The sequence below is a fragment of the Variovorax sp. LjRoot175 genome, assembly GCF_964253805.1.
GTDB lineage: Bacteria > Pseudomonadota > Gammaproteobacteria > Burkholderiales > Burkholderiaceae_C > Variovorax.
This window is the reverse complement of sequence record NZ_CAXURY020000001.1, coordinates 317704-338129: the sequence shown is the minus strand read 5'-3', so window position 1 is coordinate 338129 and position 20426 is coordinate 317704. Positions and strand designations below refer to the sequence as shown.

Sequence of the window (20426 nt, the reverse complement as noted above, 5' to 3'; positions counted from 1 at the left end):
CAACTGGTAGTCTTGCGCCACGTCCATCCCACCCCTTTCCCCAGCACCGTGCCCTCCCGCATTTCTCCTCTTCAGATCAGCGCCTTCACCGCGACCTCGGCCGTCGGCATCGGCAAGGAAGCCCTCGTAGCCGCCCTCGAACAATCGAAGAGCGGCCTGCGCGCCAACGATTTCGGCGCCACGCCGCTTCCGACCTGGATCGGCCGCGTCGACGGGCTCGAATCGCTCCGGCTGCCCGAAGACCTGGCCGGCTGGGATTGCCGCAACAACCGCCTGGCCTGGCTCGGCTTGCAGGCCGACGGCTTTATCGAAGCGGTGGCGGCGGCGCGCGAGCGCTACGGCGCGGCGCGCATCGCGCTGGTGCTCGGCACCTCCACCTCGAGCATCGGCGAGACCGAACTGGCCTACACGCAGCTCGACGCCGACGGCGGCTTCCCGGCCGATCAACGGCGGCCCCTGGTCCACACGCCCCATTCGCTCGCGATGTTCGTGCAGCAGGCGCTCGGGCTCGAAGGCCCGGCCGAGACCATTTCGACCGCCTGTTCGTCGAGCGCCAAGGTCTTCGCTTCGGCCGAGCGGCTGATCCGCCTGGGCCTGGTCGACGCGGCCGTGGTCGGCGGCGTGGACACGCTGTGCGGCAGCGTGCTGTTCGGCTTCAATTCGCTCGAGCTGGTCTCGCCCGAGCCCTGCCGGCCCTTCGACGCCACTCGCAACGGCATCAGCCTGGGCGAGGCCGCGGGCTTCGCGCTGCTCGAGCGCGGCGCCGGCAGGCTCGAACTGCTGGGCTACGGCGAGGCGAGCGACGCCCACCACATGTCCACACCCCATCCCGAAGGCCTGGGCGCGGAGCGCGCGCTCGACGATGCGCTGGCGCGCGCCGGCCTCGCGCCCGACGCCATCGACTACATCAACATGCACGGCACGGCCAGCATGAAGAACGACGAGGTCGAGGGCGCGCTGGTGGCGCGCCGCTTTCCAGCAGGCACGCATGCGAGCTCGACCAAGGGCTTCACCGGCCACACGCTGGGCGCGGCCGGCATCGTCGAGGCGGTGATCAGCCTGCTGGCCATTGAACGCGGGCTGAAGCCGGGCACCGTCAACACCACCACGCTGGATGCCGAATGCGGCCCGCAGATCAGGCTGCAGCCCGCGCACGGCGAGGTGCGTTACGCGCTCTCCAATTCCTTCGGCTTCGGCGGCAACAACTGCTCGCTGGTGTTCGGCAAGGGGGCCCGCGCATGAAGACGCCGACCCTCTACATCGAAGGCCCGGCCTTCTGGGCGCCGACCCTGCCGGGCTGGGAGACCGCACGCGCCGTGTTCCGCGGCGAGGCGCAGCCGGCCGATCCGCTGGCCAAGCGGCCTTCGCCGCAGTTGCTGGCGCCGGCCGAGCGGCGGCGCGCGCCCGACACGGTGGCGCTCGCGCTAGAGGTTGCGGCGGCCGCGATCGCCGCCTCGGGCCGCGACGCCGCGCAGCTGCCCTGCGTGTTCGCCTCGGCGCACGGCGACCTCGGCATCAACGACTACATGTCCAGCACGCTCGCCAGCGACCCCAAGCTGCTGTCGCCGATCAAGTTCCACAACTCGGTGCACAACGCGGCGGTGGGCTACTGGACCATCGGCACCGGCTGCATGGCGGCGAGCAATTCGGTGTCGGCCTACGAAAGCAGCTTTGCGACCGCCCTGCTCGAGGCCGCGGCGCAGTGCGCGGCCGACCAGGAGGCGGTGCTTCTGGCCGGCTTCGACGTGCCCGCCGTGGGCGCGCTCGCCTCGGTGGTCACCAGCCGCGAGCTGCTGGCCGTGGCGCTGGTGCTCGCACCTGCGCGCACCGAACGCACGGTGGCCTCCTTCGAATGGTCGCTCGCGAGCGGCGCGCCGGCCGCGCCACGCCCGCCTTCCGATGCGGCGCGCGCCTTGAAGGCCAATGCGATGGCCGACGCGCTGCCCTTGTTCGAAACCCTGGCGCGCGGCAAGCCGGAGGCGCTCGCCCTGCCGCTGTCGGCCACGCTGTCGCTGCAACTGCGGCTCGAACCGCAGGGCTGAGGAAGCCGCCATGAACCCCATCCTTCGCCGGCACGATGTCGTGATCATGGGCGGGGGACTGGCGGGGCTCACGCTCGCGCTGCAGCTCAAGCGGCGCTTCGCCGACATCGACATCGTGGTGCTGGAGCGCCGCGCGCATCCGGTGCCGCATGCGGCGCACAAGGTGGGCGAATCCTCGGTCGAGATCGGCGCGCACTACTTCGACACGGTGCTGGGCCTCAAACCGCACATGCACGGCGCCCAGCTGCGCAAGTTCGGCTTCCGCTTCTTCTTCAGCGAGGGCCGGCGCGACATCGACCAGGTGACCGAGATCGGCGCCAGCCGCTACCTCGCGGTGCCGAGCTACCAGATCGACCGCGGCATCTTCGAGAACTACCTGGCCGAGGAAGCCACGCGCCGCGGCGTGCGCTTCGTCGACAGCGCACTGGTGCGCCGGATCGAGCTGGCCGACGACCCGCGCGAGCCGCACCGGCTCAACTGGACGCAGGACGGCGAAACCCACCTCGTCCACGCGCGCTGGCTCATCGACGCCTGCGGGCGCGCCGGCATGCTCAAGCGCAAGCTCGGGCTGGCCGAGCCCAATGCGCACGACTGCAATGCCGTGTGGTTCCGCATCGGCGAGCGCATCACCATCGACGACTGGTCCGACAACGCCGAGTGGCGAGCGCGCTGCGAGCCGCAGGCGCGGTGGCTCTCGACCAACCACCTGGTCGGCGCCGGCTACTGGGTCTGGCTGATTCCGCTGGCCTCGGGTTCGCACTCGGTCGGCATCGTGGCCGACCCGCGGCTGCATCCGATGGAAACCATCGACAGCTTCGACAAGGCGATGGAGTGGTTCCGGACCTGGCAGCCGCGCCTTTTCGACGAACTCGACGGCAAGCGCCATCTGCTGCAGGATTTCGCCTTCTTCCGCGACTTCTCGTACGGCTGCAAGCAGGTGTTCTCGGGCCGGCGCTGGGCGCTGACCGGCGAAGCGGGGCTCTTCCTCGACCCCTTCTATTCGCCGGGCAGCGATTTCATCGCGATGAGCAACACCTACATCACCGACCTGATCGCGCACGACCGCGCCGGGCGCTCGGTGGATGCGCGCGCCCAGCTCTACGACCAGATCTACCACTCCTTCTACGAAAGCACGCTCGCGCTCTACACCGACCAGTACTCGCTCTTCGGCGACCCGGAGGTGCTGCCGGTGAAGGTGATCTGGGACTACACCTACTACTGGGGCGTGCTTTCGCAGATCTTCTTCCAGCAGCGGCTGACCGACCTCGCGCTGCTGGGCAGCCTGCGCGACGAGCTCCAGCATTGCCAGCGGCTCAACTTCGCGGTGCAGGACTTCCTGCGCGCATGGTCGGCCGTGAGCGCGAAGCGCAATCCGGCCGTGATGCTGGACCAGGCCGCGCTGCCGTGGTTTGCCGAACTCAACCGCAGCCTCAACGACCGGCTCGACGACGAAGCCTTTCGGACACGCATGCGGGCCTCGGTCGAACAGCTGCGTGCGCTGGCCGGCGAGATCCTGCTGCGCGCCACCCGGGAGCACCCGGGCCTCGACGGCCTCGCCCTGCGCGCCGTGCTAGCCGAGAAAATGACGGCCGCCTCGCCTGGCCCGGCGCCCGCCTCCATGCTCTTCGCGCCGAACTGATCGATACCAGTCGCTTCGAGGTTTACGCCAACTTTACGGAGCGTTCAAGCCTGCTTGGCGCCACAGGGAGAACCTACAACCATGAGCACCCCCCAACTCCTGATGATCGAAGACGACGCCCGCCTGGCGCAGATGGTGGGCGAATACCTCACCCAGTCGGGCTTCGGCTTCAGCCACGCCGCGGATGGCGCCAGCGGGCTCGAGCTGCTGCAGCAGCGCTCGCCCGATCTCGTGATCCTCGACCTGATGCTGCCGGACACCGACGGCCTCGAGGTCTGCCGCCGGATCCGGGCCCTGCCCAACGGGCTGGCCAAGGTGTCGGTGCTGATGCTGACCGCCAAGGGCGACCCGATGGACCGCATCATCGGCCTGGAGATCGGCGCCGACGACTACCTGCCCAAGCCCTTCGAGCCGCGCGAGCTGCTGGCGCGCATCCGCGCCGTGCTGCGCCGCCGCAGCGAAAGCACGAGCGCGGCGGCGGCCGCCACCGTGATGCGCTTCGGCACGCTGGAGATCGACCGCAACGCGCGCACGGTCACGGTCGGCGGGGCGCCTGCGGACCTCACCTCCTACCAGTTCGACCTGCTGGTCGCGATGGCCGAGCGCGCCGGCCGCGTGCTCACGCGCGACCAGATCATGGAAGCCGTGCGCGGCCGCGAGCTCGAGGCCTTCGACCGCTCGATCGACGTGCACATGGGCCGCATCCGTGCGGCGATCGAAGTCGACGCCAAGAATCCGAAGCGCATCCTCACCGTGCGCGGCGTGGGCTACGTGTTCGCGAAGCAGCAGGACTAGGACAGCCCCTGATGTTGCGCAATCTCTACCGGCGCCACCTCTACGTCCGCATCTGGCTGGCGGTGGTGGCCGGCGTCGTCATCCTCACCCTCACCGCCAACTGGATCGTGCGCGAGGCGGCCGAGAACGAGCGCGAGCGGCTGTCGGCCGTGCCGCGCGAGGTTGTGGTGCTCAACAACCAGGACCGCGCCATCGGCACCGGCAGCGCCGTGCGCGTGCCCGGCCAGGGGCTCGAATTCGACGTCACGCTCGAGGACGGCCGCGCGCTCTCGCTGCGCGTGGCGCCGCGCCCGCGCCCGAGCGGCACCAGCGGGCTGACGGCCTGGCGCACGCCTTTCGGGCTGGGCTGGATGGTCGCACTGGTCGGCGTCGCCGTGGCGCTGGGCGTCTACCCGATCGTGCGCCGGCTCACCAAGCGCCTCGAGGCGTTGCAACGCGGCGTGCAGCGCTGGGGCGAAGGAGACTTGTCGGTGCGCGTCGCCGAAGAAGGGCAGGACGAAGTGGCCGATCTTTCCAATCGATTCAACGGGGCGGCGGCCCGCATCGAGCAACTGGTGCGCTCGCACAAGTCGCTGTTGGCCAATGCCTCGCACGAGCTGCGCTCGCCGCTCACGCGCATCCGCATGGGACTGGAACTGATGGGCGAGCGGCCGAGCGAGGCCGCGCGCGAGGAAATTGCGCGCAACATCGCCGAGCTCGACCAGCTGATCGACGAGATCCTGCTCGCGAGCCGGCTCGACGCCAAGGAAGCCGACATGGGCACGGTCGAAACGGTCGACCTCACCGGCCTGGCTGCCGAAGAGTGCGCGCGCGTCGATGCCGAGCTCGACGTGGCCGAAGACGCCAGCAGCGACGCGCTGACGGTGCGCGGCGTGCCCCGCCTGCTGCGGCGCGCGATCCGCAACCTGCTCGAGAACGCGCGGCGCTACGGGGCCGGCGAGATCAGCGTGCAGCTCGACAGCACCAGCAGCGCCGCCGAGATCCGCGTCAACGATCGCGGCCCCGGCGTGCCGGCCGCGCTGCGTGATCGCATCTTCGAACCCTTCTACCGGCTGCCGGGCGCCAGCGAGCGCAACGGCGGCGTGGGCCTCGGCCTGGCGCTGGTCAAATCGATCACCGAACGCCATGGCGGCAGCGTGCGCTGCGAAGACCGCCCCGGCGGCGGCGCCAGCTTCGTCATCGCACTCCCGAACTAAGGCCTCCCGGCTTTTCACTGCGCTTCGCTTCGTGTAACTCCACCCCCCGAGGGGGAGGCGCGCCCCGCCTTGGGGCGGCCCGGCGGCGGCCGCCGAAGCTGACCGTCCAGGTCAGGAAACGGTGCGGCGGCGGCACCTAAAATCCGCCCCCATGCAGAGATCGCAAATCGTCCGCCCCGCAGCCATGTTCTGGGGGCTGACGGTGTTCATGCCGGTCGGCGTCCCCTACCTCGCTTTCTTCCTGCTGCTCGTCGCGCTGCTGGCGGCCGGCGACTGGCGCGAACGCGCCGTCCGCCTGCGCAGCAACCCGATGTGGTGGCCGGTCATCGTCTACGTGGTGTGGACGCTGGTGGTGCTGGCGCTCGGGCCCTACTACCCGCAAACGCCGTCGAACCTGGTGCACGGGCTGCGCATCGCGGCCACGCTGCTGATGGCGCTCGCCCTCACGCGCGAGGAAGCCCTGTGGGCGCTGCGGGGCTTCTTGCTGATGGCGCTGGTGAACATCGCGATCATCGCGGCGCACCACGCGTTCGGCTTCCAGATCGTGGAAGCCTGGCGCGGCGTGGTGATGCCGGTTGGCAACAAGTCCATCAGCAACGCCCTGCTGTTCACCGTCGTGGGTGCGACGGCGGCCGTGTTCGGGCTCGCCGCACTGTCGGAACGCCATCGCTGGCAGGCCGTACCCGCATTCGCGATCACGCTGGCCGTGGTGATGATCATCTTTTTCAAGCTGGATTCCCGCACCTCGCTGCTGGCGATGCTGCTGGTCATTCCGGCCGCTTGCCTGCACCAGTGGCGGCGAAGGCTTGGCGTGCTCATGCTCGCGATGATCCTGGGCGGGGCCCTCGTGGCCGCAGGCCTGTGGAGTTCACCGGCGGTACAGCGCAAGTTCGAGCTCGGCGTGCACGAGATCGAAGCGGCGCAAGGCGGCGCGGTGTCCGAAGGCAGCTGGGTGGTGCGCTACTACATGTACCGCGACACGGGGCGCATGATCATCGACCGCCCGTTCGCGGGCTGGGGCATCGGCGGCTGGACCGAGCAGTGGCACCTGCGCGGCCCCAAGCTCCTGGCCGACTACAACATGCCGCACAACGACTTCCTGTGGATGGGTTCGCAGACCGGCATTCCGGGCGCGCTGAGCCTGCTCCTCATCATCCTGAGTGGCATCTGGCTGGCCTGGCGGCGCGACGACCTGATCGGGCGCTATGCCTTCGTCGCGCAGCTGATCCTCCTGATCGCCACCAACGCCAATTCGGCGCTGCGCGATGCGCAGATCGGACTCAGCCTGCTGTGGGTGGCGACGATCTACCTGCGGCTCGCGCAGGAGCCGGGGGATTCATGGCGCGGATTGATACCGCGCCGGAGCCCACCCGTCCTCAGTGGCGATGCGCCACAGCCTCGCCCGCTTTGAGCCGGTAGACCGTGCCGCAATAAGGGCACTTGGCCTCGCCGCTGCGCGCCACGTCGAGATACACCTTGGGGTGCGCGCTCCACAGCTTCATGTCGGCCTTGGGGTTCGGGCAGAACACGCCGCCCTGGTGGTTCAGGTCCGTGGCCAGCAGTTCGATCACAGCATTGGACATTGTCGTCAGACCTTCGTGAGCCAGTGGGCGTATTTGGGATTGCGGCCGTTCACGATGTCGAAGAAGACGCTCTGGATCTTCTCGGTGACGGGACCGCGCGAGCCGATGCCGATCTCGATGCGGTCGAGCTCGCGGATCGGCGTCACCTCGGCCGCGGTGCCGGTGAAGAAGGCTTCCTCGGCGATGTAGACCTCATCGCGCGTGATGCGCTTCTGCACCACCTCGATGCCGAGATCCTTGCAGATGTGCAGGATGGTGTTGCGCGTGATGCCGTTGAGCGCGCCGGCCGACAGGTCGGGCGTGTAGACCACGCCGCCCTTGACCACGAAGATGTTCTCGCCCGCGCCCTCGGAGACGAAGCCGCTCGCGTCGAGCAGCAGGGCCTCGTCGTAGCCGTCGTCCAGCGCCTCCATGTTGGCGAGGATCGAGTTGCTGTAGTTGCTGACCGCCTTGGCCTGCGTCATCGTGATGTTGACGTGGTGGCGCGTGTAGCTCGAGGTCTTGACGCGGATGCCGCGCTTCATGCCTTCGTCGCCGAGGTAGGCGCCCCAGGCCCAGGCCGCGACCATGGCGTGGATGCGGTTGCCCTTGGGGCTGACGCCGAGCTTCTCGGAGCCGATCCACACCAGCGGGCGCAGGTAGCAGCTCTCGAGCTTGTTCTCGCGCACCACCTGCTTTTGCGCCTCGTTCAGCTGCTCGGGCGAAAACGGGATCTTCATGCGCAGGATCTTGGCGCTGTTGAACAGGCGCTCGGTGTGCTCGGCCAGGCGAAAGATCGCGGTGCCGTTGACCGTCTTGTAGGCCCGCACCCCCTCGAAAGCGCCGCAGCCGTAGTGCAGCGTGTGGCTCAGCACGTGGATCTTGGCGTCGCGCCAGTCCACGAGATCACCGTCCATCCAGATCTTGCCGTCACGATCGTCCAGTGCGGGGAGCGCGCTCATGTTCTTTGTCCTTTGGGGAAGGGGTATGTCGCAAAAGCTTGCGATTTTACGGCGACGACCGACTTCGTCCCGCCGACAATGCACGGCTTTGCCAATCAGTCAGCCAGAAAAGGGTTCGTTTCAGTGTCCGTCTTCAAGAACGTCATCGTCTACCGCATCGAAGCATCGTGGTCGCAGTCGCACGGCCAGGTCGAGCAGGCCCTCGACCCGCTGCGTTTCGTCCCCTGCAGCCCCTCGCAGGAAAAATCCGCCGGCTGGGTCGAGCCCCGCGGCGAAGAGCACGGCCCGCTGGTCGAATCCATCGGCGGCCAGTGGCTGCTCGAATACATGATCGAAAGCAAGACGCTGCCGGCCTCGGTGGTGCGCCGCAAGGTCGAGGAGCGCGCCGCGCAGATCGAGGCCACCACCGGGCGCAAGCCGGGCAAGAAGGAAAAGAAGGAGCTCAAGGAAGACGTCACGCACGAGCTGCTGCCGCTGGCCTTCACACGCCACGCGCGCATCGCGGTGTGGATCGACCCGGCGGCCCGCCGGCTGGTGGTCAATGCGAGCAATGTCGCGCGCGCCGACGAGGTGGTGACCAGCCTGGTGAAGGCGCTGGAAGGCTTTGCCGTTGCGCAGATCAACACGCAGATCGAGCCGGCCGCCGCCATGTCGGACTGGCTCTCGACCCAGGAGCCGCCGGCCGGCTTCACCATCGACCGCGAGTGCGAGCTCAAGGCCAGCGACGAGTCGAAGGCCGTGGTGCGCTATGCCAAGCACCCGCTGGACATCGAGGAGGTGCGCCAGCATATCGCCGACGGCAAGCGCCCGACCCGGCTCGCGATGACCTGGGACGACCGCGTGTCCTTCGAGCTGACCGAGGGGCTGCAGCTGCGCAAGATCGTGTTCCTCGAAGGCACGCTCGACGATGCGCCGGCCTCGGGCAAGGAAGACAACTTCGATGCCGACGCCGCGATCGCGACCGGCGAGCTCGGCCAGCTGGTGCCGGAGCTGATCGAGGCGCTGGGCGGGGAGATGAAGCTGGGCGGGGCGGCGGCCGATGCGGTGCCTGCGCCGGCAGAGTCCAAGGCCGAAGAGCTCGCCGACGAATCGGCGCCGTTTTAGGGCCTGTTAACAGGCCCTAAAACGGCGGCCGCAGCGCGTCGGTCGCGCCAGGCTTGACGGCGTCGGCGCTCGGCGCGTCGGCCTGCTGCGACGCGTCTTCGTCCGGCACCTCGGGCCGCACCAGCTTCCACTCGCTCAGCTTGCCGTTCGCGAAGGTGGCATCGACCCAGGAGCCGCCGCCGTCGGTCCAGCGGAAAACTTCTGGCTGCGCGTCCTTGGGCGAACGCTGCTCGCCGAGCGCGCGCGTCATCGCGATCACGTGCAACAGTGTCGCCTTGGGCTTGAGCTTGGCGTTGAGCATCACCGCGCTGGCGACCGTGCCGATGGGCCGGTCGGCGGCGCGTTTCAGTACCTGCATGGTGCGGTTGAAATGCATCAGCAGGAACATGACGATGGCGCCGCCCGCGAGCGCGACGCCGGCCCATCCATAGGCGCGATAGGCGAGGCCGAGCAGCACGAGGCCGGCGAGCGGAACGAGGACTTTGCCGAAATTCATGAGCGGTATTGTCACGCCCCGGGCTAGTGCAGCTGCCGCACCACGTCCATGGCTTCCTCGATGCGGTCCACCGGGTGGATGGTCAGCCCCTCGATCTCCTTCGCGCCCTTGCGCGGCGCGTTGGCCTTGGGCACCACCGCTACGCTGAAGCCCAGCTTGGCGGCCTCGCGCAGGCGCTCCTGGCCGCGCGGCGCCGGCCGCACCTCGCCGGCGAGGCCGACTTCGCCGAAGGCGATGAAGCCCTTGGGCAAGGGCTTGCCGCGCAGGCTGGAGGTGATGGCGAGCATCACGGCAAGGTCGGCCGCCGGCTCGCTGATGCGCACGCCGCCGACCGCATTGACGAACACGTCCTGGTCCATGCAAGCCACGCCCGCATGGCGGTGCAGCACTGCGAGCAGCATTGCGAGCCGGTCGCGGTCGAGCCCGACCGACAGGCGCCGTGGACTCGGCCCGCCGTTGTCGACCAGCGCCTGGATCTCGACCAGCATCGGCCGCGTGCCTTCGAGCGTGACCAGCACCACGCTGCCGGGCACCGGTTCGGCGTGCTGGCTCAGGAAGATCGCGCTCGGGTTGGTCACGCCTTTCAGGCCGCGCTCGGTCATCGCGAACACGCCGATCTCGTTGACCGCGCCGAAGCGGTTCTTGATGGCGCGCACCAGCCGAAAGCTCGAGTGCGTGTCGCCTTCGAAGTAGAGCACCGTGTCGACCATGTGCTCCAGCACGCGCGGGCCGGCCAGCGCGCCCTCCTTGGTCACGTGGCCCACCAGCACCACCGCAGTGCCGCTGGCCTTGGCGAAGCGCGTGAGGTGCGCCGCGCACTCGCGCACCTGCGCCACCGAACCCGGCGCCGAGGTCAGCTGGTCGGAGTAGACGGTCTGGATCGAGTCGATCACCGCGATCGCGGGCCGCGTGGCGTCGAGCGTGGCGAGGATCTTCTCGAGCTGGATCTCGGCCAGCACCTGCACCTGCGATTGCGGGAGGCCCAACCGCCGCGAGCGCAGCGCCACCTGGGCGCCGCTCTCTTCGCCAGTGACGTAGATCGCGTTGCGGCCGGCGCGCTGCAGCGCGTCGACCGCCTGCAGCAAGAGCGTCGACTTGCCGATGCCCGGGTCACCGCCGATCAGTGTGACGCCGCCGTCGACGATGCCGCCGCCCAGCACGCGGTCGAGCTCGTCGAGCCCGGTAGGCGTGCGCTCGATGTCGGTGGCCTCGATTTCGGACAGCGTGGCCAGCTCGGCCGAGCCGGCGAGCGCCGCGAACTGCGCGCCGAAGCGGTTATTGGCGCTGCCGCCCGCGGGGCCGGCCACCTGTTCGATCAGCGTGTTCCAGGCACCGCAGCTGGGGCAGCGGCCGAGCCACTTGGGGCTGGTGCCGCCGCATTCGGAGCACACGAAGAGGGTTTTTTCCTTGGCCATTGCCCGAGTGTAGGGAGGGCGTCAGCCCGGCTCAGGGAAAACCCCGCCGAAGCCCGCCCGGAAGGCACTTGCAATTAATTTAACATGTTAAATAATCAAGACCTTCATGAGCACCCCCTTTGTCCACCGCAATCTGCCGCGCCTGCTGCTTCAGGCGCGCGAAGCCGTCATGGCGCACACGCGGCCCAGCCTGCGCGAGCATGGCCTGAGCGATCAGCAATGGCGCGTGCTGCGCGTGCTTGGCGAGCTCGGCGTGGTCGAGACCGGCCGCGTCGCACGCGAGGCCTTCATCCTCGGCCCCAGCCTGACCGGCGTGCTCTCGCGCATGGAGCGCGACGGCCTGATCCGTCGCGAGCGCGATCCGGCGGACCAGCGCCGCACCGTGGTCGAGGCCACGGCCAAGGGCACGCGCATGGTGAGCAAGCTCTCGCGCGCGATCGAGGCGCACTACGACTGGATGGAAAAGTCCCTGGGCAAGCAGAAGCTGTCGCAGCTCTACGTGCTGCTCGACGAAGTGATCGAACTGGAGCAGCCATGAGCTTCATGCCCACCGGCACGGTCTACGGCGTGCTGCTCAACTTCCGCGCCGAAGTCGAGGCGCTCGCGCCGCAGATGAGCCAGCCGCCCTACAAGGCGCCGCCGCAAGCGCCCGTGCTCTACGTGAAGACGGCCAACACCTGGAGTCCGCATGGCAGCGCCATCACCGTGCCGGCCAAGGTGCCCGAGGTCGAAGTCGGCGCCACCATCGGCATGGTCATCGGCGCCGACAGCGACGTCGAAGGCTTCGTGCTGATGAACGACCTGTCGATCCCGCATGCGAGCTTCTTCCGCCCGCCCGTCAAGTTCAAGTGCGTGGACGGCTTCCTCGGTATCGGGCCTGCCATGCGCGATGCGCAGGAGGTCGCCGACCCGGCGCAGTTCAGTCTCGAAGTGCGCATCAACGGCGAACTGCGCCAGTCGGTGGATTTCTCGCAGACGGTGCGCAGCGCGGCGCAACTGCTGTCCGAGGTCGGCGCCTTCATGACGCTCGCACACGGCGACGTGCTGATGCTCGGCTGCGATGCCGGCCGTCCGCTGGCGCGCCTCGGCGACCGCATCGAGATCAGCGCGCCGGGTTTCGAAACCTTGGTCAACACGCTGGTGGGAGAACAGCCATGAAGCACGCGCGCGTCACCTTCGAAGGCGCGGAGCACGAGGCGACCGAGCGCGACGGCCGCCTGCTGCTCGCCGACGGCCGCGCGGTCGGCTTCGACGAGGTGATGTGGCTGCCGCCCTTCGCACCGACGCCGCGGCCGCGCACCATCCTCGCGCTCGGCCTCAACTACGCCGACCATGCGAAGGAACTGGCGTTCAAGGCGCCCGAGGAGCCGCTGGTCTTCGTCAAGGGCGAGAGCACGCTCACGGGCCATCGCCAGGTCACCTACCGCCCGGCCGGCGTTTCGTTCATGCACTACGAATGCGAGCTGGTGATCGTGGTCGGCAAGACCGCGCGCAAGGTGCGGCAGGGCGACGCCTACGACTTCATCGGCGGCTACACGGTGGCCAACGACTATGCGATCCGCGACTACCTCGAGAACTGGTACCGCCCCAACCTGCGCGTGAAGAACCGCGACACCTGCACGCCGATCGGCCCCTGGCTCGTGGACGCGAAGGACGTGCCCGACCCGATGGCGCTCGCGCTCAAGACCACCGTCAACGGCAAGCTCACGCAGTCGGGCAACACGAAGGACATGATCTTCGACGCGCCCTTCCTCATCGAATATTTCTCGAGCTTCATGACGCTCTCGCCCGGCGACCTCATCCTCACGGGCACGCCCGACGGCGTGGTCGACTGTCAGCCCGGCGACGTGGTCGTGACCGAGATCGAGCGCATCGGCGCGCTCTCCAACACCATCGGTGCGGCCTGAGCCCGCATCGCCAAGAACACATCACGAAGGAGACGACATGGTCAAGAAGTCCTGGCTGGCGACGGCCCTGGTGGCATTGGGCGCTTCCGTCTTCGCCGCCGGCGCTGCAGCGCAGCCCTATCCGAACAAGCCCGTGCGCTGGGTGGTCGGCTACCCGGCCGGCGGAGGCACCGATTTCCTCGCGCGCACCGCCGGCGCCCAGTTGTCGCAGCAGCTCGGCCAGCCAGTACTGGTCGACAACCGCCCGGGCGCCGGCGCCATCATCGCGTCCGAGCACGTGGCCCGCGCACCGGCCGACGGCTACACCGTGTTCTCGGCCGACAACGGCGTGCTGGTCTACAACCCCGCGCTCTACAAGAAGCTGCCCTACGACCCCGAGAAGGACTTTGCGCTGCTCGCCATGATGGGCCGCTCGGCGCTGGTCATCACGGCCGGCCCCAATGCCGGCTTCGCCGACGCCAAGGCGCTGCTCGCCGAGCTCAAGCGCTCGCCGGGCAAGTACAGCATCGGAACGCCCGGCAACGGCAGCCCGCACCACCTCGCGCTCGAGCTGTTCCAGCGCGAGGCGGGCGTCTCCCTGCTCCACGTGCCCTACAAGGGCGGCGCGCCGGCCATGCAGGACCTGATGGCCGGGCAGGTGCCGCTGATCGTGCTCGACCTGCCCAGCGGCGTCAGCGCGGTCAAGGCCGGCAAGATCACGCCGCTGATCGCCCTGTCGGCCGAACGCATGCCGCAACTGCCCAACGTGCCGACGGCGAAAGAGCTCGGCTACGCGGGCGTCGAGGCCTATGCCTGGCAAGGCCTCGTCGCGCCGGCGGCCACGCCCAAGGACGTGCAGGCCCGGCTCGGCGCCGAGCTGCAGAAGGCGGTGAGCGACGCCGGCGTGCGGCAGAAGCTCTTCGACGCCGGATGGGATGCAACCCCCGCCGACGCCGCCGCGATGACCCGCTACACCGAGGCGGAGCGCAAGAAGTGGCACGCGCTGATCAAGGCACGCGACATCAAGCTGGACTAGGACCCTCATGAAGATCGACCACCTCATCGACGGCAAGCCGGTCGCCGGCCGCGACTACTTCCAGACCGTCAACCCGGCCACGCAGGAGGTGTTGGCCGAGGTCGCCGCGGGCGGCGAAGCCGAAGTGAACGCGGCCGTCGCGGCCGCCAAGGAAGCCTTTCCCAAATGGGCCGGCATGCCCGCGCCGCAGCGCGCCAAGCTGATCCGCAAGCTGGGCGACCTGATCGCCGCCCACGTGCCCGAGCTCGCGCGCACCGAGACCGACGACTGCGGCCAGGTCATCGCGCAGACCGGCAAGCAGCTGGTGCCGCGCGCGGCCGACAACTTCTACTACTTCGCCGAGATGTGCACGCGCGTGGACGGCCACACCTACCCGACCGAGACACACCTCAACTACACGCTGTTCCATCCGGTCGGCGTGTGCGCGCTGATATCGCCGTGGAACGTGCCCTTCATGACCGCCACCTGGAAGGTCGCACCCTGCCTGGCCTTCGGCAACACCGCGGTGTTGAAGATGAGCGAGCTCTCGCCGCTCACGGCCGCGCGGCTCGGCGAGCTGGCGCTCGAGGCCGGCATCCCGCCCGGTGTGCTGAACCTGGTGCACGGCTACGGCAAGGACGCGGGCGAGCCGCTGGTGGCGCATCCGGATGTGCGCGCCATCTCCTTCACCGGCTCCACGGCCACGGGCAACCGCATCGTCAAGAGTGCGGGCCTGAAGAAGTTCAGCATGGAGCTCGGCGGCAAGAGCCCCTTCGTGATCTTCGAGGACGCGAACCTCGAGCGCGCGCTCGACGCGGCCGTGTTCATGATCTTCAGCAACAACGGCGAGCGCTGCACGGCCGGCTCGCGCATCCTGGTGCAGCAGTCGATCTATGCCGACTTCGCCGCGAGGTTCGCCGAGCGCGCGAAGCGCATCGCGGTCGGCGATCCGCTTCATGAAGCGACCATCGTCGGCCCGATGATCTCGCAGGCCCACCTGGCCAAGGTGCGCAGCTACATCGAGCTCGGCCCGAAGGAAGGTGCGACGCTTTTGTGCGGCGGGCTCGAAGCGCCGCAACTGCCGGACCGCGTGAAGAAAGGCAACTATGTGATGCCCACCGTCTTCGCCGATGTCGACAACCGCATGAAGATCGCGCAGGACGAGATCTTCGGCCCCGTCGCCTGCCTCATTCCCTTCAAGGACGAGGCCGATGCGATCCGCCTGGCCAACGACATCCAATATGGATTGAGCAGCTACGTCTGGACCGAGAACATCGGCCGCGCGCACCGCGTCGCGGCCGCGGTCGAAGCCGGCATGTGCTTCGTCAACAGCCAGAACGTCAGAGACCTGCGCCAGCCCTTCGGCGGCACCAAGGCCTCGGGCACCGGGCGCGAAGGCGGCACGTGGAGCTACGAGGTTTTCTGCGAGCCGAAGAACGTCGCAGTCTCGCTGGGTTCGCATCACATCCCTCACTGGGGAGTCTGACCATGGGCACGCTCGCACTCGCAGCCAAGATCACGCATGTGCCGTCGATGTACCTGTCGGAATTCCCCGGCCCGAACTTCGGCTGCCGCGAGGCGGCGATCAACGGCCACAAGGAAATCGACCGCCGCTGCCGCGAACTGGGCGTGGACACCATCGTGGTCTTCGACGTGCACTGGCAGGTCAACAGCGAATACCACATCAACTGCGGCCCGCAGTTCGGCGGCACCTACACCAGCAACGAGCTGCCGCACTTCATCAAGAACATGCCCTATGCCTACCCGGGCAACCCGGCGCTGGGCCACCTGATCGCCGACGTGGCCAACGAGATGGGCGTGAAGAGCCGCGCCCACAGCGACACCACGCTCGAACTCGAATACGGCACGCTGGTGCCGATGCGCTACATGAACGCCGACCAGCACTACAAGGTGATCAGCATCAGCGGCTGGTGCGACTGGCACGACCTGCACGAATCCGGCCGCTTCGGCCTCGCGGTGCGGCGCGCCATCGAGGAACGCTACGAGGGCACGGTGGCGGTGTTCGCCAGCGGCTCGCTGTCGCATCATTTCGCCGACAACGGCCGCGCGCCCGAGTTCATGCACAAGGTCTACGATCCTTTCCTCGAGCAGGTCGACCGCCGCGTGGTCCAGCTCTGGGAAGCCGGTGAATGGAAGACCTTCGTCGGCATGCTGCCGATGTATGCCGACAAGTGCTGGGGCGAAGGCGACATGCACGACACGGCCATGCTGCTCGGCCTGCTGGGCTGGGACCGCTACACGGCGCCGGTGGAGATCGTCACGCCTTATTTCGGCAGCTCGGGGACGGGGCAGATCAATGCGATCTTTCCGGTCACGCCGCTGCCTGCACCGGCCACCGCCTGAGGAAAAGAAAGATGCCGCATCTGGTGATCCTCTACACCCCAAACATCGAGCGCGAGACCGACATGACGGCGCTGTGCCGCACGATGGCCGACGCCATGCTCGAACAGCGCGACGACGAGGGCCGGCAGGTCTATCCGACCGGCGGCACGCGCGTGCTGGCCTTTCCGGCAGCGCACCATGCGGTGGCCGACGGCAAGGGCGACTACGCCTTCGTCTACCTCAACGTGCGCATGGCGACGGGACGCAGCGAAGCAGTGAAGAAGCGCATCGGCGACGCCTTGCTGGAAAGGGTGAAGACGCATTTCGAGCCGCTGCTCGCGAAGCGGCACGTCGGCATCACGCTGCAGATCGACGAAGCGCCCGGCCAGGTCTACGACGGCAAGTGCGGCAACCTGCATCCTCTCTTCAACAAATAGCCGCCACGCATGCTCGACAAGAAGATCATCCAGCAGCTCGCCGCCGAGCTGCACGAAAGCGAGAAGTCGCGCGTGCAGCTGCAGCACTTCTCCCGGCGCTTTCCCGAGATGACGGTCGAGGACGGCTACGCGATCTCGCGCGAATGGGTGAAGACCAAGCTGGCCGAAGGACGCGTGGTCAAGGGCCACAAGATCGGCCTCACCTCGCGCGCGATGCAGCTGTCCAGCCAGATCACCGAGCCCGACTACGGCACGCTCTTGGACGACATGTTCTTCGAGCAGGGCGGCGACATCCCGTTCACGCGCTTCATCGCGCCGCGCATCGAGGTCGAGCTGGCCTTCGTGCTCGGCAGGCGGCTGCAGGGGCCGCACGTGAGCATCTTCGACGTGCTCGCGGCCACCGACTACGTGGTGCCAGCGATCGAGATCATCGATGCGCGCATCGAGCAGTTCGACCGCGAGACCAAGGCGCCACGCCGCGTCTTCGACACCATCGCCGACAACGCGGCCAACGCCGGCATCGTGACCGGCGGACGGCCGGTCAAGCCCGACGCGGTCGACCTGCGCTGGGTCAGCGCCCTGCTCTACAAGAACGGCGTGATCGAGGAATCGGGCGTGGCCGCCGCCGTGCTCAACCACCCGGCCACCGGCGTGGCCTGGCTCGCCAACAAGCTCGCGCCCTGGGGCGAATGCCTGGAGCCCGGCGAGGTGGTGCTCGGCGGCTCGTTCACGCGTCCGACCACCGGACTGCCCGGAGATACCTTCCATGCGGACTACGGCCCCTTGGGCTCGATCTCGTTCCGCTTCACCTGAAAGCCGACCATGCAAACCCCCACGAACCCCTTCAAGCAAGCCCTCGCCGAGAAGCGCGTGCAAATCGGCCTCTGGCTCGGCCTCGCCGATGCCTACTGCGCCGAGATCTGCGCCGGCGCCGGCTTCGACTGGCTCTTGATCGACGGCGAGCATTCGCCCAACGGCCTGCGCAGCGTGCTGCAGCAGGCGCAGGCGATCGCCGCCTACCCCGGCGCCAACGCGATCGCGCGCGTGCCGGTCGGCCATGGCGACGTCGGCACGGCGCTGATCAAGCAGTACCTGGACCTCGGCCTGCAAACCATCCTGGTGCCGATGGTCGACACGCCCGAGCAGGCGCAGGCGATCGCGCGCGCGATGCGCTATCCGCCGCACGGCATCCGCGGCATGGGCGGTGCGCGCGCTTCGCGCTGGGGCCGCTACCCGGCCTATGCCAAGGAAGCCAACGAGCAGGTCTGCCTGCTGGTGCAGGCCGAGACGCGCGAGGCGCTGGCCAACCTGGATGCCATCGCGGCCGTGGACGGCATCGACGGCGTCTTCATCGGCCCAGCGGACCTCTCGGCATCGCTGGGTCACGTCGGCAATCCGGACCACCCCGAGGTGCAGGCGGCGATCGAGGATGCGATCGCGCGCATCAACCGCGCCGGCAAGGCCGCCGGCATCCTGACGCCCGACGAGGCGCAGGCGCGCAAGTACCTCGAACTCGGCGCCCTCTTCGTCGCGGTCGGCCTCGACACCAATCTGCTGGCGCGCAGCACCAGTGCGCTCGCCTCGCGCTTCAAGGACAACGCGCAGGCGCTGCCGGCGAGCAAGACCTACTGATTGGAGGTAAACGCGGAGCTGCGGCGCGGCGGCTTGCTGGAAGAATACGCGCTCACCGTGCGCCCCAACCCCGAGGCGCCACTCACCTTGGAGACATCGCCACCATGAATTTCACCCGCCGCCACCTGCTGCAAACCACCGGCGCCTCGGCACTGCTCGCGAGCATCGGCCAGCAAGCCTTCGCGCAGCAGCAGATCGAGACCACCAAGCTCATCACCGGCTTTGCCGCCGGCGGCACTTCCGACACGCTGTGCCGCCGCGTCGCCACCAAGCTGGCGCCGGGCTACGCCAACGCGGCCGTGGTCGAGAACCGCACCGGCGCCGGCGGCCAGATCGCGGTGACCTACGTCAAGAGCCAGCCGGCCGACGGCGCGACCATCCTGCAGACGCCGACCTCGATCCTCACCATCTACCCGCACATCTACAAGAAGCTGCCGTACGAGCCGCTCGTCGACCTGACGCCGGTGACGGTCGCCTGCATCTTCGACTTCGGCTTCGCGGTCGGCCCGGCCGTGCCGGCCAGCGTGAAGACGGTGCCGGAGTTCCTCGTCTGGGCCAAGGCCAATCCGACCGGCGCCAACTACGGCTCGCCGGCCGCCGGCTCGACACCGCACTTCATCGGCGCGCTGCTGGGCAAGAGCGCCGGCGTGGAACTCAAGCATGCGGCCTACCGCGGCACCCAGCCGGCGATGCTCGACCTGCTGGGCGGCAACATCTCCGCCGTGTCGGGACCGATCGGCGACATCTCGCAGCACCTGCCGACGGGCAAGGTGCGCATCCTCGGCGTCTCGGGCAGCAAGCGCAGCCGCTTCGCGCCCGAGGTGCCGACCTTCGGCGAGCAGGGCATCAAGGACATGGCGCACAGCGAGTGGTTCGCGTTCTTTCTGCCCGCCAAGGCATCGCCCGAAGTGGTGGCACGCCTGAACGGCGCGATGAAGACGGCGCTGGCCACCAAGGAAGTGATCGACGGCCTGTCGACCTTCGGCCTCGAAGCCATGTCCTCGACGCCCGCAGAGCTGACCGAGCTGATCAAGAAAGACACCGCCAAGTGGGCGCCGATCGTCAAGCAGGTCGGCTTCACCGCTGAAGGCTAGACATGAAAAGGAACTGCTTATGAACTCCCATCTCGCTGCGCCGGCCACGCCGGCCCGCTCCGCCATCCATCCCGACGAACAGGAGGCGCGCCTGCAGCTCGCCGCCTGCTACCGCGTGTTCGCGATGCTGGGCTGGACCGAGATGATCTACAACCACATCACGGTGCGGCTGCCCGACAGCGTGACGGGTGGCCAGAAGCAGTTCCTGATCAATCCCTTCGGCCTGCACTACAGCGAGGTCACGGCCGGCAACCTGGTCAAGATCGATCTGCAGGGCAAGGTGCTCGACGGCTCGCCGCATCCGGTCAACCCGGCCGGCTTCACGGTGCATGCCGCGATCCACGACGGCCTGCCCGATGCCCACTGCGTGATGCACACGCACACCACAGCCGGCGTGGCCGTGGCCTGCCTGCAGGGCGGCCTCGCGCAGACCAACTTCTACACCGCGCAGTTGCACGACATGGTGGCATACCACGACTTCGAGGGCATCACGATCCATGCCGACGAAGGGCCGCGGCTCCTGAAGAGCATCGGCAACAAGCCGGCCGTGATCCTGCGCAACCACGGTCTGCTGGCCTGGGGCCAGACGCTGCCGCAGACGTTTGCGATTCTCTGGACCCTGCAGCGCGCCTGCGAGATCCAGATGGCGACCTTCTCCATGGGCGCGGCGATTCCGGTGCCGGAAGACATCGCGCGCAAGTGCACGCGCGACGCGCTGCAGTTCAATCCCAAGCACGGCGGCGGGCAGGACGTGTTCGACGCGCTGGTGCGCCAGGTCGACCGCATCGACGATTCCTACAAGTACTGA

Annotated in this window: 22 protein-coding genes; 18 read left to right on the top strand and 4 right to left on the bottom strand. The window is 68.3% G+C overall.

The genetic code is table 11. The features are described from left to right. The first annotated feature begins 48 nt into the window (after positions 1–48). From ACSQ89_RS01740 to ACSQ89_RS01715, 6 genes are all read left to right on the top strand, one after another. The gene (locus ACSQ89_RS01740; protein WP_436292367.1) at positions 49–1242 is read left to right on the top strand and encodes a beta-ketoacyl-[acyl-carrier-protein] synthase family protein; all 1194 of its coding nucleotides are present in this window, start codon (positions 49–51) and stop codon (positions 1240–1242) included. Next, entirely contained in the window at positions 1239–2042 is an 804-nt protein-coding gene (locus ACSQ89_RS01735) for a beta-ketoacyl synthase chain length factor (protein WP_093104281.1), read from the top strand. Before ACSQ89_RS01740 ends, ACSQ89_RS01735 begins: the two co-directional genes overlap by 4 nt. 10 nt (positions 2043–2052) lie before the next feature. Further along, on the top strand, positions 2053–3681 hold the full coding sequence (locus tag ACSQ89_RS01730) for an NAD(P)/FAD-dependent oxidoreductase (RefSeq protein WP_436292366.1): 1629 nt from the start codon (positions 2053–2055) through the stop codon (positions 3679–3681). An 81-nt stretch (positions 3682–3762) separates the two neighbouring features. Next, positions 3763–4476, top strand: coding sequence for a response regulator (locus ACSQ89_RS01725; protein WP_093104284.1), 714 nt, complete (start codon positions 3763–3765; stop codon positions 4474–4476). Positions 4477–4487: 11 nt separating this feature from the next. After that, on the top strand, positions 4488–5672 hold the full coding sequence (locus ACSQ89_RS01720; protein ID WP_436292365.1) for an ATP-binding protein: 1185 nt from the start codon (positions 4488–4490) through the stop codon (positions 5670–5672). A 151-nt stretch (positions 5673–5823) separates the two neighbouring features. Then, positions 5824–7083 (top strand): O-antigen ligase family protein, encoded by a 1260-nt coding sequence (locus ACSQ89_RS01715; protein ID WP_436292364.1) that lies wholly within the window; start codon positions 5824–5826, stop codon positions 7081–7083. Here ACSQ89_RS01715 and ACSQ89_RS01710 read toward each other — a convergent pair. Together ACSQ89_RS01710 and ACSQ89_RS01705 are read right to left on the bottom strand one after the other, a co-directional pair. Then, positions 7049–7255, bottom strand: a complete 207-nt coding sequence (locus tag ACSQ89_RS01710) for a zinc-finger domain-containing protein (RefSeq protein WP_093104289.1) — start codon at positions 7253–7255, stop codon at positions 7049–7051. The genes ACSQ89_RS01715 and ACSQ89_RS01710 overlap by 35 nt on opposite strands. 5 nt (positions 7256–7260) lie before the next feature. Beyond that, the gene (locus ACSQ89_RS01705; RefSeq protein WP_436292363.1) at positions 7261–8196 is read right to left on the bottom strand and encodes a branched-chain amino acid transaminase; all 936 of its coding nucleotides are present in this window, start codon (positions 8194–8196) and stop codon (positions 7261–7263) included. Positions 8197–8319: 123 nt separating this feature from the next. Here ACSQ89_RS01705 and ACSQ89_RS01700 point away from each other — a divergent pair, with 123 nt between their 5' ends. Then, the gene (locus tag ACSQ89_RS01700) at positions 8320–9300 is read left to right on the top strand and encodes a recombination-associated protein RdgC (RefSeq protein WP_436292362.1); all 981 of its coding nucleotides are present in this window, start codon (positions 8320–8322) and stop codon (positions 9298–9300) included. Between the two features lie 16 nt (positions 9301–9316). On the opposite strand, the gene ACSQ89_RS01695 is transcribed toward ACSQ89_RS01700, so the two are convergent. Further along, on the bottom strand, positions 9317–9796 hold the full coding sequence (locus ACSQ89_RS01695; RefSeq protein WP_093104293.1) for a glycerate kinase: 480 nt from the start codon (positions 9794–9796) through the stop codon (positions 9317–9319). A gap of 23 nt (positions 9797–9819) precedes the next feature. Next, a complete protein-coding gene (radA, locus tag ACSQ89_RS01690; protein ID WP_436292361.1) occupies positions 9820–11211 on the bottom strand; it encodes a DNA repair protein RadA in 1392 nt (463 codons plus the stop codon). A gap of 106 nt (positions 11212–11317) precedes the next feature. On the opposite strand from radA, the gene hpaR reads away from it, so the two are divergent. The 11 genes from hpaR to ACSQ89_RS01635 all read left to right on the top strand — a co-directional run bounded on the left by hpaR (position 11318) and on the right by ACSQ89_RS01635 (position 20426). Beyond that, positions 11318–11749, top strand: a complete 432-nt coding sequence (gene hpaR / locus ACSQ89_RS01685) for a homoprotocatechuate degradation operon regulator HpaR (RefSeq protein ID WP_093104296.1) — start codon at positions 11318–11320, stop codon at positions 11747–11749. Continuing rightward, positions 11746–12369 (top strand): fumarylacetoacetate hydrolase family protein, encoded by a 624-nt coding sequence (locus ACSQ89_RS01680; protein ID WP_436292360.1) that lies wholly within the window; start codon positions 11746–11748, stop codon positions 12367–12369. Before hpaR ends, ACSQ89_RS01680 begins: the two co-directional genes overlap by 4 nt. Next, complete coding sequence (locus ACSQ89_RS01675; RefSeq protein ID WP_436292359.1) at positions 12366–13118, top strand: fumarylacetoacetate hydrolase family protein; 753 nt, start codon at positions 12366–12368, stop codon at positions 13116–13118. The genes ACSQ89_RS01680 and ACSQ89_RS01675 overlap by 4 nt, the downstream gene beginning before the upstream one ends. A gap of 37 nt (positions 13119–13155) precedes the next feature. Continuing rightward, positions 13156–14133, top strand: a complete 978-nt coding sequence (locus ACSQ89_RS01670) for a Bug family tripartite tricarboxylate transporter substrate binding protein (protein WP_436292358.1) — start codon at positions 13156–13158, stop codon at positions 14131–14133. Positions 14134–14140: 7 nt separating this feature from the next. Beyond that, positions 14141–15598, top strand: coding sequence for a 5-carboxymethyl-2-hydroxymuconate semialdehyde dehydrogenase (gene hpaE, locus ACSQ89_RS01665; RefSeq protein WP_436292357.1), 1458 nt, complete (start codon positions 14141–14143; stop codon positions 15596–15598). 2 nt (positions 15599–15600) lie between these two features. Beyond that, on the top strand, positions 15601–16476 hold the full coding sequence (gene hpaD, locus ACSQ89_RS01660) for a 3,4-dihydroxyphenylacetate 2,3-dioxygenase (RefSeq protein WP_170855536.1): 876 nt from the start codon (positions 15601–15603) through the stop codon (positions 16474–16476). Between the two features lie 11 nt (positions 16477–16487). After that, entirely contained in the window at positions 16488–16892 is a 405-nt protein-coding gene (locus ACSQ89_RS01655; protein WP_093104304.1) for a 5-carboxymethyl-2-hydroxymuconate Delta-isomerase, read from the top strand. A gap of 9 nt (positions 16893–16901) precedes the next feature. Further along, positions 16902–17705 (top strand): 2-oxo-hept-4-ene-1,7-dioate hydratase, encoded by an 804-nt coding sequence (hpaH, locus tag ACSQ89_RS01650; RefSeq protein WP_093104305.1) that lies wholly within the window; start codon positions 16902–16904, stop codon positions 17703–17705. Between the two features lie 9 nt (positions 17706–17714). Further along, positions 17715–18524 (top strand): aldolase/citrate lyase family protein, encoded by an 810-nt coding sequence (locus ACSQ89_RS01645; protein WP_436292356.1) that lies wholly within the window; start codon positions 17715–17717, stop codon positions 18522–18524. Between the two features lie 104 nt (positions 18525–18628). Next, entirely contained in the window at positions 18629–19618 is a 990-nt protein-coding gene (locus ACSQ89_RS01640) for a Bug family tripartite tricarboxylate transporter substrate binding protein (RefSeq protein WP_093104309.1), read from the top strand. Positions 19619–19637: 19 nt separating this feature from the next. Then, positions 19638–20426: a class II aldolase/adducin family protein gene (locus ACSQ89_RS01635; RefSeq protein ID WP_436292355.1), complete on the top strand. Its 789-nt coding sequence runs from the start codon at positions 19638–19640 to the stop codon at positions 20424–20426.